Raw genomic sequence first — 13177 nt, forward strand, 5'->3', positions numbered from 1 at the left:
GGGAGCTCACTCGGAAGTGTATCGTGCATAACCTCACGCAGGCGGCGAGTTAGGGCTCGCCGCCTGCTCTCTTTCTCCGGACGTATCCGGGAGAGGCATCGCCGCCGTCACCGAACCAAGAGACCAAAATACCATAGTTCTGACCCTTCAGCACGCATCAGTAGCGATCGCTACTGCATCTTCTGATCCCGAAATCCCGTCTCTAACGCCGTGAACGTGTGAATGACCGACCTTACCTCGACGCAGTCTTGCGATTCAACAAGGCAATGAATTTCCTGCATGCACCGTAGTGGTGAGATGTCACCGACCAGAGCCCCTGGTCTGACGTTACATACAGGGTGAGTAGATCAAGGAAGGACCACTGTAGTATGCATTGACAGCAATCGGCGGATGTAGGGACTTACTGTTTCGTCACTTCGAATTGGAAGCCCCACGTGAATGTTGGTTCACCAATAGTCACAGAATTTTCAAATGTGAACTCTCCCTCAGGCCAGCAGACATCATCCTCTACGCCTCCCCACAGCGCGGCGTCACCTGAGTACGATTCGCTCGGTTTGAGCTCTATTTGGTTTTCCTCACGAGCCACCCGATAGGGATTATTGTCGGGGTCCGCATTCTCCCAACAGTCTGATCGTCGATCATCTGTCGTCCACGAGGATGGCTGTAAGAGTACGTAGTTAGGCGGCTCACTCGATTCTACGAGTAGGTTCGGGACAGGAATGCTTCCAACATCAAATTGTTGGACGGTATCCGCTTCGTTAGTGAGTGTAAATCGAAACGCAACCGTCTGATCAGGAGTCACCCGACTTGTGGTAGCTTCAACAGACAGTGAAACAGAAACAGAATCAGGTATCTCGCCGGTGGAGGTAACTGACACAGAGCGCCGCTGGAATGACTCGTCATCTGAGGAGTTTGCAGGAGAACTCCCAATCGACGTGCATCCAGCAAGAAAAATGGGTGTGCCGCTCCCAATTGTTGCGAGAAAACGGCGACGATCCATGGCATCTCATCCAGAGTGTGAAGAGAAAAAATTTCGGGAAGGTGAAATAACTATTTTCTCGCCGTGCAAATGCCACTCATCGTCTGTGGTTTGATGGGTAGTTCACAAGAACAGGTAACAGAGGTGGAAGGGTCGGCGTGGATTGATGCATTTAGCGCGGTCAGATCCGATTGGTTTCGGAAGCACCCGTTCCAGATCCCGATAAGATCAGGTTCGCTCACGTTGGTCGGGTAGGCAGCGGCTCCGACGACGGTACAAAACAAATCAGGTGGGACGACGGGGTCACCTCGAAATCATTAGGTGTAGACGTATCTAACACAGCAGCTGATGTGAACAAGTGGTCGGGATGGACGGAGTTCGGGATTGGTGATCCAACACAAATCCTGGGGTTACGCGTGCAGGGGCACAACTTAGACGGAGGGGACCCAAGTCGATAACACGAACCTCAATATCGATGTCGATATCTGATGATGCCACGCTCCATCCAGTACGAACCGATTGCTATTCGTGCTATTTTACGTTGACAAAATCCGCTTTGAATTGACCGTTTGAATTTCCAAAGCGACACCCAGTCAAATGGTTCGTTGTCGATTCATTTGCCTTGGTTAGTTTCATCTCGAATATCATCGGAGGGTCTCTCATCATATACTGACTAATTTCAAGCTGACTCCCTTCTCTAGGAACTATCAAACCATGGACATTACTTCCATCAGAGTGTTCAACATAGAGATCGTTCCGGTGCCACTGATCAGGACCTTCTATTTCGACTGTGTCTCCCTCCTTCGTGTCAAAGGTGAACATACAGATTCACTGTACTCATGACACATAGAGATGGTGGCTCAGCACTCAAGACTGAGGGCCCGTGTTACACCACGAAGTTCGTGTTACGTGCGGAGAAAACAGGTCCCGGAGCGATTACCGAATGCCATGAGGTCTGTCAAACAAATCATCCGTATTGACACTCGTCTATCGGGATGACGGCCGAGTGAGGTTTCTCGTCTGTGAAGATCTATAAGACGCTGACGAAGACTTCGTTGAATACGGCGACGGAAGTGCGATCCTCTGCACTGACGACTACACGATTTACGACGACATCGAGGAGACGGAGACGGTGGACGGTCATCCGGCCGTCACCCACGCCAATACCTACGTGATTGGTGACGCTCACACAAACACCCGCGAGAACCGCGATAGCTTCCTTCGCCAGTCGCTTGCGAAGTTCAGGGGCGTCCCGAAGCACCATCTCCAGAAATATCTCAGCATCCTCCGCCTGAAAGTTAACTCACCGGATGATTGGTTCGAGAAACTGCTGTGTTACAATGTATCGAAATGAGCGTATCATTTTTGGCAATATAATATCAGAATCCGCACTCCAACATCACGATACGACGATGGCGTCAACGGCAGATAAATTCGCTACTCAAAGCGAAGAATTGACAATCATCCGATTCCTCGGCTTCTTTTGATATGCCCGCCGCATATGGAATATATACGGTTGCCATAGCATATATCTCAGCGGTGGCGGTCTCCTTACTGGCATACGGCGCCGCTGACCACCGCCGTCAATCCGACAGTCTCATCGGCATTTTACAAGTTGGGGCCGGGTTAATCGTGGGGCTGTATCTGCTCCTGTTTCAGTTTGAGGGAGTGACTGATTCACTCGTCCGCGGGCTGACCCACGGGCCGGTCACGGCGCGATCGTACCTCCTTCTGGCAATGGTCGCCGGTGTCGTCACGATGGATTACCTGTTGCGGCGGCTCATTCCGACCGTGGACGCCGGCGTCCGGCGTCTCATGACTCGAGACGAACCCATCGGGACAGGCGAAAGTAGGATTGAGAAGCCACGACGATCAGTGCTCGGCGTGAGCTTGGGCATCGCCACGGCGGGTTTCACGGGCGGGTTTACGTTGTTGGACGGGGTCCTGCAATCGCGGAATGGCGGGGCAAACGGGATTTCGGAGTTCCGACAGCGTGCGACGTTCGAGGCGCCCTACTTCCCCGCGGCCTTAGACTTCAGCGAGCAAGGCTATGGGTACGTGGCATCGCTTGAGGAGGGGATATTCAGATTCGAACAGCCCTCGTCCGACCAGGAGTCGCTCAACTTCACGAAGGTCGCCTCCGACATCCAGTATCCCCAGGGCGTCGAGGTGTCCGGTGATACCCTTTATACCGTCGACAATGGAAGTGCGGCCAGCGGCAAGTACGATGCGGAGAACGGATATAACGTGTTACAGGAATCGAATGGCAAAGTGCTCGCCTTCGATATCGAATCTGACGGCTCACTCCGTAATCGGCGCACCATCCTTTCGAACCTCCCCGTCGTGAATAGCGACCACGCCCTTCACCAGATTGAGACCGGGCCGGACGGAAGACTGCACCTCTCCATCGGGCACCTTGGCGGGCAGAAGTACCCCGAGATGTTTGACGGGAAGAACTACGAACCGAGCGATGCGGACCATCCCAACCACGAGTATCTCGGGGCCGTGATCTCTTTCGATCCGGATGGCTCGAACGTCGAGATCGTGGCCACCGGACTACGGAACGTCTACGACCTTACGTTCGACCAAGATGGCAACCTGTTCGGCGCGAACAACGACGGGATGTCAGTGCGGTCGAAAGTCTGGGAATCACTCCTCCACATCACCGAGGGCGCAGACTTCGGCTATCCGGAGTATGGCACATTCGGTTCAAGTCCGTCCGACGAAGACGTGACGGATCCATTGTGGATTCTGGATGGCGTCCAGTCGACTGGCGTCGAAACGATGGACAAACTCGGTGCTGAGGACGGTATCGTCGTGGCACTCGCCAACAAGATAGCGTTCGTCCCGATCGGACGGGGCGAGGACGGCGTATACGTGCCGAAGTTTCTCCGCCCCGAGCCGAGTATCATCGAACCGGACGGAATTCCAATCGTTGTCGAAGCGGGCCCGGATGGTTTGTTGTGGGTTGGCTCCATCGGGCAGGACGATACGTTCACACTGTACGAACCCGCGTCCTGAGCCAAAGTCAGGATCGAGCAAGCGGGTCGCGCGACGGCTGGCACGGGTTGCGAGATCTAAGGAGCCCACCCTCATCAGTCATGCAAGGCATGGGCGAAGTCGCGGACGAATTGCTCTTCGCCGTTGTCGATGGCCGTGACTTCCGCACTTGGGGCGAGGGGGTTGGGCATCTGAATCGAAGACGAGGTCCGTAATCGACAACCAAGGAACGTCTATACGTAATTTTGGGCGTTTGCAAGCCAGAGGATCCGTTTCCAATAGGTATGTACTCGTGAGCGTCGTACGGCAGAGCTCATCATCCAATCGCCAGCGAAGGACCAACTCGACAACCACAACGTTGCGTCGGACTTCTACGATGCTCTCGACCAGGAGGTTGCGGAGTTACTCGAGGATACCGTCCAGTGAGCCGAAGACAACGACCGAAAAACGGTCCAGGCTTGCGATCTGTAGACCGGTCGACTGGAGTCATCGAGCTGACTTCTTTTAGCCGAATGTGTGACTGAAACAGCCGTTAAATACAGTGTGTTTGCATATTGATGGAATTAGCCGTAATTAATAGTAGATGAACAGGTTTATGCAAAAGGTGTGTGATATAAAACAGCATGGATCTTCGGTCGTGGTTACGGCCTGCAGTGTACGTGAGCGCAATTGGTCTGTTTGTTCTTGGACTCGCTATTACTGGTTCTGCTGCATACGGTGAGGCGCAGTCAACACCGTATATGGTTCAAATCGATCAGGTGGAGTCATCCACAACTGACTCGCCAGTTCCGTATGCTGATCTTTCGTCGACAGAGAAATCCGTATTTGATCGGCTGAATACGGGCCAAGCGGCACCTGTTGAAGGTACTACGCTAACTACCTTCGCTAACAACGCTGTTCGATATCAGGGCGACATATACACATTCCAGATGGTACATGATCCCACTACGCTGACGCCGCTTATGATTGGGTTTGGTATTGCCATAGCTGTCGCTGGCGGTGCGCTGTTCTTCCTTACGCAGTTTATTGAGAGGCGGAGAATGCTGTCCACAGAAATCTCATAGCCCGTCTGTACTCCCCGTTTGTGTAGGTCTTTCCCAGAGTTAGCGGATAAGCATGAGCACGAAGGCTCTAAAGCGAGATTTGAACGCGTCCGCACACGGTTGGGCGTCGCGATCCCGCAGATCCTGATTTCGCACATCAGTTCTTGTCATTGAGTGTCGGGCCCGATGTGCAAGATACGCACGTTCAATGTCACGATCGGATTATCTAAGTCATGATATGCCCCCCTGAGCAGACCGGCGGTGCCGCTGCTCGCGATCAGCAGAGAGCATGAGCGGGCGTGAAGGGGGGTCCCGCCCATGAAGTGCTCTGATAGCGGCACGGCCTCGAGCGAGTCTGTCCGACAAGCGGGCCGTGCAGATATATGTCACTCGTCCTGGGTAATAGTCATGCCGGCAGTGACAGTATCCGCGTCACCCACAGATCTAGATAAGAATCCAGGAGTGGGATAACTCAGATCAGGTCGGATTCTCGCTTTACGTGTCTCTGGCGACAAGGTGGAGATATGAGAGAAGTGCCGGCGGGTTCTAAGCGTCCAACTCCTGGTGAAACGTCGTCTTTTTCGTGCCAGGCGAGATGATTCTCGTGTTACGTACAGTCGACCCGGGTAACAAGCGCACTATGACCACTATGCGTACGTATTTAGAGGAGAATCATTCAGAATAGGTTGCTATGTATCTCTTCGAATGACCATCTACGCACCAACTTTCTCGACTCGGTACCATTCACCGTCCCAGCTGAGGAAGTATTCGAACGCACTCCGAATAGTCAACAGTCCAAAAGCAGGGTACACAAGGGGAACCAAGGCCAATGCTGGTGATATCTCGAGGACATGACCTTGCCGTACATCGTGTATAAGGATGGGGATGACTGTTAGACCGATCGCTACGAATGGCAGCAAGAAGATCAACTCAAGCTCAAGCAGGAGCAGTACGACGACCTTCGCGGAGAGGGCAACGAGGAAGACGCTGGCCGCAAGACTAGAAATGATTCGAAGCGTCGATAGGGCGCCGCGAAGGCCACCACGCTCATATCCGCTCGTAATCGCTTTGAGGAAAACCTCGATATGGCCCAGTCGCCACCGCTTGCGCTGCCCCCAAAGATCCCAAAGAGTGTGCGGTGCTTCCATCTCGTTCGTAATATTCCGTGATTGGTGTACGGAGAGGCCTGCCCTGAAGCACTTGTGGGCAAAGTCAAGATCTTCCGTCAACAAATCGTCTAATCCATCGACTGCCTCGAAAGCTTCGCGAGTGAAAGCTGAGGAGGAACTCCGGCAATAGGTGAACCCTAGCGGTTCGACGAGTTTGTAGCCAGCGTGAAAAAGCAGACGCTCGCAATAAGCCAACGCCTCAACCGGCCCAGTTACGCGGGGGACACGGCGGGCCTGAAAGACGTCAACGTCATTGTTAGTGAGATAGTGAATGGCAATGGAGACGAACTCCGGATCAATCCGCTCGTCCGCGTCGAATACTGCGAAATAGTCAGCGTCTAGGCGTGCTACAGCGTCGTTGATCGCGCCGGCCTTGGAACCGGGATCCCGATTGACCAATACTTGGACATCTGGGTGTTCACTATACTCGCGAGCGACCGATAGTGTTGGTTCGTCATCCGGTTCGACTATAATAGAGATGTCGATATTTGAATAGTTTGAGGCAAGCAGTGTCTCGACGCTCTCACTGATTACGGGAGCGTCTTGGTAGGCAGGGACGATCGCAGTGATGCGGGGCCCCTCCAGAACGCGCTCAGCACGATTGCGTTCGCTATAGACTTCACGAGCGAGCAGCAACCCGCTCATCGTCACAAGCGTCGAGAAGACGACCGTTGCTGTGACGGCATCGATAGTGATAATCCGAACGATCACCCAGTAGAGGTCGAGAGAAATCGCCTCACGCTGAATCCCTTCGTACGCACCAAACGCCAGCACCGCGATAACGGCTACCAGATAGCCCGTTCGTTCGATAGTGCTCCGGACGGGCCCGGTCATGACGATACACCTCTGGCGTTCTATTGTCAATCTATCGTTCGGCAGTAAGGGTTCAGTTGGCCTGGCGTGCATCAGAGAAATTAGTATTGTTACTTGAAGATGGGTATCAGCGGAGCGGTTCCGAGTCAGTAGATTCAGAGACAGACATAACGCGAGCGAGTGAATTAGACTGATCGAATCAGCCGAGTTGTCGTTACATACGCATTCGGATGTGACATCGAACTGGTCCTCGTTTTCCCCCAGGATTATCGTGGACGATGAACAGACTAGACACGAGAAGAGGACTTCACTCGTGACACATCACACTCGAGATGGCGACCAAGCCAAAGATCTCGTTCAACAGCATTGGAACGGGCGTGCATCGATGTTCGACAGCGAGAGCCAACATGGGATCCACTCCGAGGAACAGCACGATCGCTGGCTCACAGTGTTACGCGAGTCCGTGGGCACCGATCCATGTCAGGTACTCGACGTCGGATGTGGAACAGGGGTTGTTTCACTGTTGCTGGGAGAACTCGGTCACGACGTCGTCGGCGTCGATTTTGCACCAGCAATGCTCGACCGAGCCCGAACGAAAGCCCATCGAGGAGATCATTCGATCGGGTTCCATCGAGGGGATGCAGAAACGCTCGCCGTTCCGGACGATGCCGTCGAACTGGTTACTGCCCGCCACCTGATCTGGACACTCCCCAATCCCCACGACGCACTCCACGAGTGGAAGCGAGTCGTCGAACCGGGTGGCCGGATCCTCCTCATCGAAGGCTACTGGGATCATTCCGAGCCCTGGGATGAGTACGAGGAAGTACACGACGACCTCCCGATGTACGATGGTCGTCCGCCGGCCGAACTCGCCGAAGTTCTCCGCCAACGAGGGTTCACTGACGTCACACACGAATCGCTTGTCGACGCCACACTCTGGGGACGAGAGCCTCGTCACGACTACTACCTCATGACCGGCACAGTCCCCCGTGATGGAACGCACTGACTCGTGACTGACTCTCAACGCACTTTCCTCGGTCATCGCGATATGTGTCTCATCTGTATCTGAGACACGGCCAATCCAGAACAGAAAAACCACTCTGTACCGATCGTCAGTCGAATTAGCCGGCCATCCCACCGTCACGAGCAAGACGTTTTGGTCCTCAGGACCGACACTCCGCTATGCCGTTTGGAACGAGCTGGCATACGCTCCTCGACGAGTGTGACGCTCTCGATGATGAGGCGACCCTCGTCACCCCACTCACGGAGACCGAGTTCAGGATCACCGACGTCCAAGAGCACCGCATCGTGATCACGGAAACCAAGACAGGCGACACAGAGCCCCTCCAACGCGAGCAGTTCGCGACTCTTGCCGATCGGATCACCGACGCCGGTGGCACCTTCCACCTCCAACGTCTACCGCCCGATGCCGAACCCTATGCGGCCGTGTTGAGCCTTCATCCTCGCTACGAGTGCGACAAGCGAGCCGGCACGCTCACTGAAACCGACGAACCGACGACATCCCAGTTGATTACCGGAGCCACACAGTCGAGTAGCGACAACCAGGATCGAAGCGAACCGGATCTCGACGTCTACGCCGATATGCTCTTGCTGATCGATACGCTCGAGCGTCACGATCCCGCTACCTTCGACGAGTGGGAGACGCCCGTACTCATCAATCTCTACACACTGCTCTCGGACGTCCAACGCAACGCAGGCGACCTCCGCACAGAGGTCCGAGAGATCCTCTTGGACCGCCTGCACCATGACCAGCCGGTTCACGGCCAGTACGGCTCGGTCCAGCGGACGACTCGACGAAATCGCTCGCTCAAAGACGGCGACGAAGTGCTCCGCGTCCTCGAAGATGAGGGCATCCCTCGCGAACGCGTCATGGCCGTCGATCGCGAGAAAGTCGATGAAGCACTCGACGTGACCGAACTGTCCGACTCGGCCGTCTACGAGATTGATGAACGTGAGTACGTCCGCAAAGCCGACGTCGACGAGGAAACCAAACAGAGCCGGCTCCAAGGGCTGAAAGATCAACTCGCGCTGAGCGACGAGCCTGAGGCCGAAGAACTCCGTGAGGAGGTCGACGAACTCGAGGATCGGATCGAGGAACTCACCGAGTTCAGTCCGGGGACGGAAGTCGGCTCACGCTCGTAACCCTCCGTTACGTACGTCACGCTGGTTCAGGGGTGTCATAGAACCTATCTCATACCGTGATGACGGTGCTTCCCGGATGGTCTCTGCGTTCGTCGGTGGGACGGCGACGACGGTCGAAGACAGAATGCAAGGAACGCTTCCGTTCGGGTATGGACGCGGCCTTGGGTGCGCTAAGGCACTCGCCAATGGTTTTGGACGCAGGTTCTTGCTGAGGGTACAACACTTGTATGGGGGACGCATGCTGGCCGAGATTGAACGGCAAAAGGGTACGCTAAATCCGACTGATTTCGAGAGTTAGTACATACTCCTGTCGGCTACGACGGGAGTTGTTTTCGGCCGAGCTGGTAGGCCACCCGCCCAGTAGTAGCTATCGCGATGGCGCTGAGATAGTAGACGAGAGGGAGCGCGAGAAAGCCCACTATCAGATCCAGATTGCCGGTATAGTCGGATGAGAACAACAGGAAATCGATTCCTGCGTTTACGAGGCGAGCATGTTCAATCACAAGCAGAACTACTCCATCAATGATTCCTTCATTGAACGAGCGTGGAACATCCCTTAGTATCGAAGCAAGAAGAAGTATCATTTGGATCCCAAATAGTATGAGAACGCTACGGGCAGTGAGAAACCAGCGGGACTTCTTCAACAGCCGAGTCATAGTAGGGTCAACTCATCTACATCTTAAATATCTTTGGGAGCTCCTCACAAGTAGTTGATTTATAATTATTTCATCTTGATGTTCAGTGCATGCTAATCAAGGATGATCACTATTACCATCCCCACGAGAGCAAACCCGGGAAACTCCCCAATCGTCGCTGGTGTCCACGTAACTCCGTCCATAGCCGAGAGTTCCGATATCGTTGCTCTGAGTGTTTCAATCACTAGTGCAACAAGGAATGGCAGTGTTACCCTTCGATTCATATCCTGTAGTCTTCGTATCACGCGGGCGATAGTGGGATCATCTCCCGGAGTTCGAGATGCCAGCTTCGAGCACACACGGCACCGCCGATCGAGCACTGACCTGGTATCGCCAGTTCCGTGAAATTGTTCTAATGTTCGCTCTCATCAATATCGAATCACTGTGTGAGCCCCCTATAACCGTGATTCTGTATCTATTCAATAGAGTAGTCTATTCGGACAAGCAATCCCTTCGTTGTACGAGTACGTAGCCGCATTCGTACAGGTCAGATTTTTTTACGACCGACGGTGACGGTCCGTATATGCAGGATGCCGCCCGGTTTCTTGCCGACTCCCCAGACCGTCTTGCCCTCCTCACCAGGCTCCGTAAGGGACCCGCCGGTCCCGCGACTCTCGCAGACGACCTCGATTGTGCACGTCGAAGCGTCCAGCGTAACCTTGGCGCCTTCGTTGAACGCGGCTGGGTCGAACGTAACGAGGGGGGCTATCACCTCACTACCGCGGGAGACCTCACTGCGACGATCCACGGTGACTACCTCGACCGACTAGAGCGTCTCGACCATTTTGCCCCGTTACTTCGTCACCTCGACACCGACCACGCCCCACCGTTCTCACTGCTTGAAGATGCCGACCTCGTCGTCACCTCGCCGGAGAATCCACAGGCACCGGTTCAGGCCTACGTCGACCAGATCAAGCAGTACGAGGGCGATACCGTCCGCATGTGCTCGCCCGTCCTCTCGCGTATCTTTCACGAAGCTCACGCCTCGCTGGCAATGCGAGGGGTCCACACTACCCTCGTGCTCTCGGAAGCGACTACGAAAAAGGCCCGGGAACTCAACCCTATAGAGTTCGAGACTATTCTCCGCGTCGGCGTTCTCGACCTTTACGCCCATCCCGACTCAGTTCCGTTCGGCCTAACCGTTGGCGAGGACCGACTATTGCTCGCAGCCTACGACGAGGAGGGACATTTGGAAGCCTGTCTTGCCTCGGACAACTCTGACCTTCTCGCATGGGCTGAGGGTCTCTTCGAGCGCTATCGCAAGCGTTCAGCAAAGGTCGAACTGTCGGATGGTCTCCCCTTCGACCTCGGCTCGCAATAGGCCCGTATTCGAACCGATGGCGTCCCACCCTGTCGGAAATGACAGCCCCTGTCACTCCCGCCCGGAGGTGACGTAAAGCCCCGACAGCGCGTTCGTCCGAGTATGAAAGTCCTCGTTGCCGGAGGTACCGGCTTCGTCGGTACTGCCCTCGTTAGGCAACTGACCGCCCATGATCACGAGGTGTCCGTCCTCGCGCGCTCACCCGAGGACACGAACCTGTCCGCAGGGGTTGACCGTATTGCTCTAGACCTAACAAGCGCAGATGCAGAGGCTGTCCACGAGGCGGTCGCCGGCCACGATGCCATTGTCAATCTCGTCGCGCTCTCGCCGCTGTTCACTCCGAGCGGTGGAAACGAAATGCACGAGACAGTCCATCTCGGAGGAACTGAAGCCCTCGTCACCGCCGCCGAGGCCGCTGGAGTCTCCCGGTTCGTGCAGATGAGCGCCCTTGGAGCCGACGCCGACGGCAACACTCACTACATCCGGGCGAAGGGTCGGGCCGAGGCAGTCGTTCGTGACTCGTCCCTCGACTGGGTCATCGTTCGCCCCTCTGTCGTGTTCGGCGACGGCGGAGAGTTCGCCGACTTCACCCGCCTGCTAACGACGCCGTACGTCTCGGGACTCCCCGGGGGCGGAAGCACCCGGTTCCAGCCCATCTGGGTCGGCGACTTGGCCTCTGTGCTTGCCGACTGCGTCGACGAGGAGGACCGTGGAGGCGAAACCTACGAACTCGGTGGCCCCGAAGTATTGACTCTCGCGGACGTGGCTCGCCGGATGTACACTGCTGAGGGGAAGTCGCTCCGGGTGATCCCGATCCCGATGCCGCTGGCGAAGCTTGGTCTCACTATCGGCGGAAGTGTCCCGGGGTTCCCCATGGGGCCCGATCAGTACCGGTCACTCCAGTTTGACAATACTGTCGATGGCGGCGACCCCAACGCGAACGACGTGCGCGCCTTCGATGTCGATCCTGCACATCTCCAGACGCTCGACGATTATCTCGCCAACAACGACGCTCGGGGTTCGGAGACTGACTCTGGGTCGGTCTTCGTCGGCGCGGAGACGCTCGGTCTGTTCGCGTTCCTCTCTATCGCGTGGTTTCTCCCCGATGTAGTCGACATCTACTCGGTTCCGGGACTTGACTTGCTGTTCATCCCCTCTTATCTGGTGAATATCATGTTCTACGACGGCCTCTTTGGTCTCGAAGCCGTTGTCTACGCGCTCGAAGGTATCGTCGGCGAGTCACCCTATCTGTGGGACGCTGGCCTGCTGATCACATACTACCTATTCTCGGTCGTTGCCATCACCCTCGGCCAAGCCCTGAAGCGTCGGTTCTCGGCCCAGTCTCTGCTGACGTGAGCCCTTCCAACACCCGATGAGTCCTGCTGACGCGCTCTGACGCGGTCGAATGCTCTCCACCTCCATCCAGCGATAACGCTGCGCTACACCGTCACTGCTGGCTGTCTACTCGTCGGCCTCCTGCTTGTCGTACAGGGTCTTGCCGTCTCCCCGCAGGCCGTCTCCCCGAGGTCACGTCATCTATAGGAGTGAGAGGTCGACGTACTGATCTTCCCACTCACGGCGTCTCTGAATCGCTTCGAGACCGGCGTCAGTGATTTCGTAGTAGTTCGTCCGCCGGTCGAGTTCCCCTTTCTCGACGAACCCAGCTTCAACGAGCTCATCGAGGTTCGGATACAGCCGACCGTAGTTGATCTCTGCTCCGTAGTAACCTTCGAGCTCGTCCGAGACGTCTTGCCCAGACGGATGGTCCGCTCCTGCGACGATGTACAGCAGGTCGCGTTGAAAGCCTGTCAGCGTGTCCATATCCGGCTGCTATGGACGAATCTCTTATCAACTTTCTACTCGAGAGACAGATCTTCACACGTAGCGAGTCCTTCTCTGGGGTACGAACTGCAGAGACCATCCGCTCGGGACCGACAGGACATCGCACCTGTGCCGTACCCGCCCAGCTCCGCGATGGTTCACAGGTCAATCGC

General features: G+C 55.6%; 10 protein-coding genes and 4 pseudogenes. 10 read left to right on the plus strand and 4 right to left on the minus strand.

The genetic code is table 11. The features are described from left to right. Positions 1 to 809 precede the first annotated feature (809 nt). Positions 810 to 1094 (plus strand): hypothetical protein, encoded by a 285-nt coding sequence (locus DVH23_RS23905; protein WP_157972553.1) that lies wholly within the window; start codon positions 810 to 812, stop codon positions 1092 to 1094. Between the two features lie 416 nt (positions 1095 to 1510). Here the strand turns inward: DVH23_RS23905 and DVH23_RS23910 are convergent, their stop codons facing one another. Then, positions 1511 to 1801 carry a hypothetical protein gene (locus tag DVH23_RS23910; RefSeq protein ID WP_157972554.1) on the minus strand — a complete coding sequence of 97 codons (291 nt, stop codon included), beginning with the start codon at positions 1799 to 1801 and terminating at the stop codon, positions 1511 to 1513. 136 nt (positions 1802 to 1937) lie between these two features. Here DVH23_RS23910 and DVH23_RS21200 point away from each other — a divergent pair. The 4 genes and pseudogenes from DVH23_RS21200 to DVH23_RS23915 all read left to right on the plus strand — a co-directional run. After that, positions 1938 to 2333, plus strand: a pseudogene (locus DVH23_RS21200) (transposase); the annotation flags it as partial. A gap of 134 nt (positions 2334 to 2467) precedes the next feature. Beyond that, positions 2468 to 4000 carry a sorbosone dehydrogenase family protein gene (locus DVH23_RS21205; RefSeq protein WP_114579368.1) on the plus strand — a complete coding sequence of 511 codons (1533 nt, stop codon included), beginning with the start codon at positions 2468 to 2470 and terminating at the stop codon, positions 3998 to 4000. 294 nt (positions 4001 to 4294) lie between these two features. Continuing rightward, positions 4295 to 4402: pseudogene (locus DVH23_RS25175) on the plus strand (DUF1931 domain-containing protein); the annotation flags it as partial. A 200-nt stretch (positions 4403 to 4602) separates the two neighbouring features. Next, a complete protein-coding gene (locus DVH23_RS23915; RefSeq protein WP_157972555.1) occupies positions 4603 to 5043 on the plus strand; it encodes a hypothetical protein in 441 nt (146 codons plus the stop codon). Positions 5044 to 5735: 692 nt separating this feature from the next. Here the strand turns inward: DVH23_RS23915 and DVH23_RS21210 are convergent. Next, positions 5736 to 7025, minus strand: a complete 1290-nt coding sequence (locus DVH23_RS21210; protein ID WP_114579369.1) for a glycosyltransferase family 2 protein — start codon at positions 7023 to 7025, stop codon at positions 5736 to 5738. Positions 7026 to 7317: 292 nt separating this feature from the next. Between DVH23_RS21210 and DVH23_RS21215 the strand changes: the two genes are divergently transcribed. Together DVH23_RS21215 and DVH23_RS21220 are read left to right on the plus strand one after the other, a co-directional pair. After that, positions 7318 to 8010 carry a class I SAM-dependent methyltransferase gene (locus DVH23_RS21215; protein ID WP_114579388.1) on the plus strand — a complete coding sequence of 231 codons (693 nt, stop codon included), beginning with the start codon at positions 7318 to 7320 and terminating at the stop codon, positions 8008 to 8010. A 176-nt stretch (positions 8011 to 8186) separates the two neighbouring features. After that, on the plus strand, positions 8187 to 9167 hold the full coding sequence (locus DVH23_RS21220; RefSeq protein ID WP_114579370.1) for a hypothetical protein: 981 nt from the start codon (positions 8187 to 8189) through the stop codon (positions 9165 to 9167). 314 nt (positions 9168 to 9481) lie between these two features. Here DVH23_RS21220 and DVH23_RS21230 read toward each other — a convergent pair whose 3' ends face one another. After that, complete coding sequence (locus DVH23_RS21230; protein WP_114579372.1) at positions 9482 to 9823, minus strand: hypothetical protein; 342 nt, start codon at positions 9821 to 9823, stop codon at positions 9482 to 9484. A 340-nt stretch (positions 9824 to 10163) separates the two neighbouring features. On the opposite strand from DVH23_RS21230, the pseudogene DVH23_RS21235 reads away from it, so the two are divergent. From DVH23_RS21235 to DVH23_RS21245, 3 genes and pseudogenes are all read left to right on the plus strand, one after another. Further along, positions 10164 to 10256, plus strand: a pseudogene (locus DVH23_RS21235) (IS5/IS1182 family transposase); the annotation flags it as partial. Between the two features lie 129 nt (positions 10257 to 10385). After that, a complete protein-coding gene (locus DVH23_RS21240) occupies positions 10386 to 11183 on the plus strand; it encodes a winged helix-turn-helix domain-containing protein (protein WP_114579373.1) in 798 nt (265 codons plus the stop codon). A gap of 102 nt (positions 11184 to 11285) precedes the next feature. Further along, a pseudogene (locus DVH23_RS21245) lies at positions 11286 to 12182 on the plus strand (complex I NDUFA9 subunit family protein); the annotation flags it as partial. 537 nt (positions 12183 to 12719) lie between these two features. Here DVH23_RS21245 and DVH23_RS21250 read toward each other — a convergent pair. Continuing rightward, positions 12720 to 13004 carry a PadR family transcriptional regulator gene (locus DVH23_RS21250; RefSeq protein ID WP_114579375.1) on the minus strand — a complete coding sequence of 95 codons (285 nt, stop codon included), beginning with the start codon at positions 13002 to 13004 and terminating at the stop codon, positions 12720 to 12722. Between the last annotated feature and the right edge of the window lie 173 nt (positions 13005 to 13177).

The sequence above is a fragment of the Saliphagus sp. LR7 genome (assembly GCF_003344565.1).
In the GTDB taxonomy this organism is placed as follows: Archaea; Halobacteriota; Halobacteria; order Halobacteriales; family Natrialbaceae; genus Saliphagus; species Saliphagus infecundisoli.

Bases quoted from the DNA above. Each gene is read 5' to 3' on its own strand.
- DVH23_RS23910 (WP_157972554.1), bottom strand. From the start codon at position 1,801: ATGTTCACCTTTGACACGAAGGAGGGAGACACAGTCGAAATAGAAGGT.
- DVH23_RS21205 (WP_114579368.1), top strand. From the start codon at position 2,468: ATGCCCGCCGCATATGGAATATATACGGTTGCCATAGCATATATCTCA.
- DVH23_RS21210 (WP_114579369.1), bottom strand. From the start codon at position 7,025: ATGACCGGGCCCGTCCGGAGCACTATCGAACGAACGGGCTATCTGGTA.
- DVH23_RS21240 (WP_114579373.1), top strand. From the start codon at position 10,386: ATGCAGGATGCCGCCCGGTTTCTTGCCGACTCCCCAGACCGTCTTGCC.
- DVH23_RS21230 (WP_114579372.1), bottom strand. From the start codon at position 9,823: ATGACTCGGCTGTTGAAGAAGTCCCGCTGGTTTCTCACTGCCCGTAGC.
- DVH23_RS23915 (WP_157972555.1), top strand. From the start codon at position 4,603: ATGGATCTTCGGTCGTGGTTACGGCCTGCAGTGTACGTGAGCGCAATT.
- DVH23_RS21220 (WP_114579370.1), top strand. From the start codon at position 8,187: ATGCCGTTTGGAACGAGCTGGCATACGCTCCTCGACGAGTGTGACGCT.
- DVH23_RS21250 (WP_114579375.1), bottom strand. From the start codon at position 13,004: ATGGACACGCTGACAGGCTTTCAACGCGACCTGCTGTACATCGTCGCA.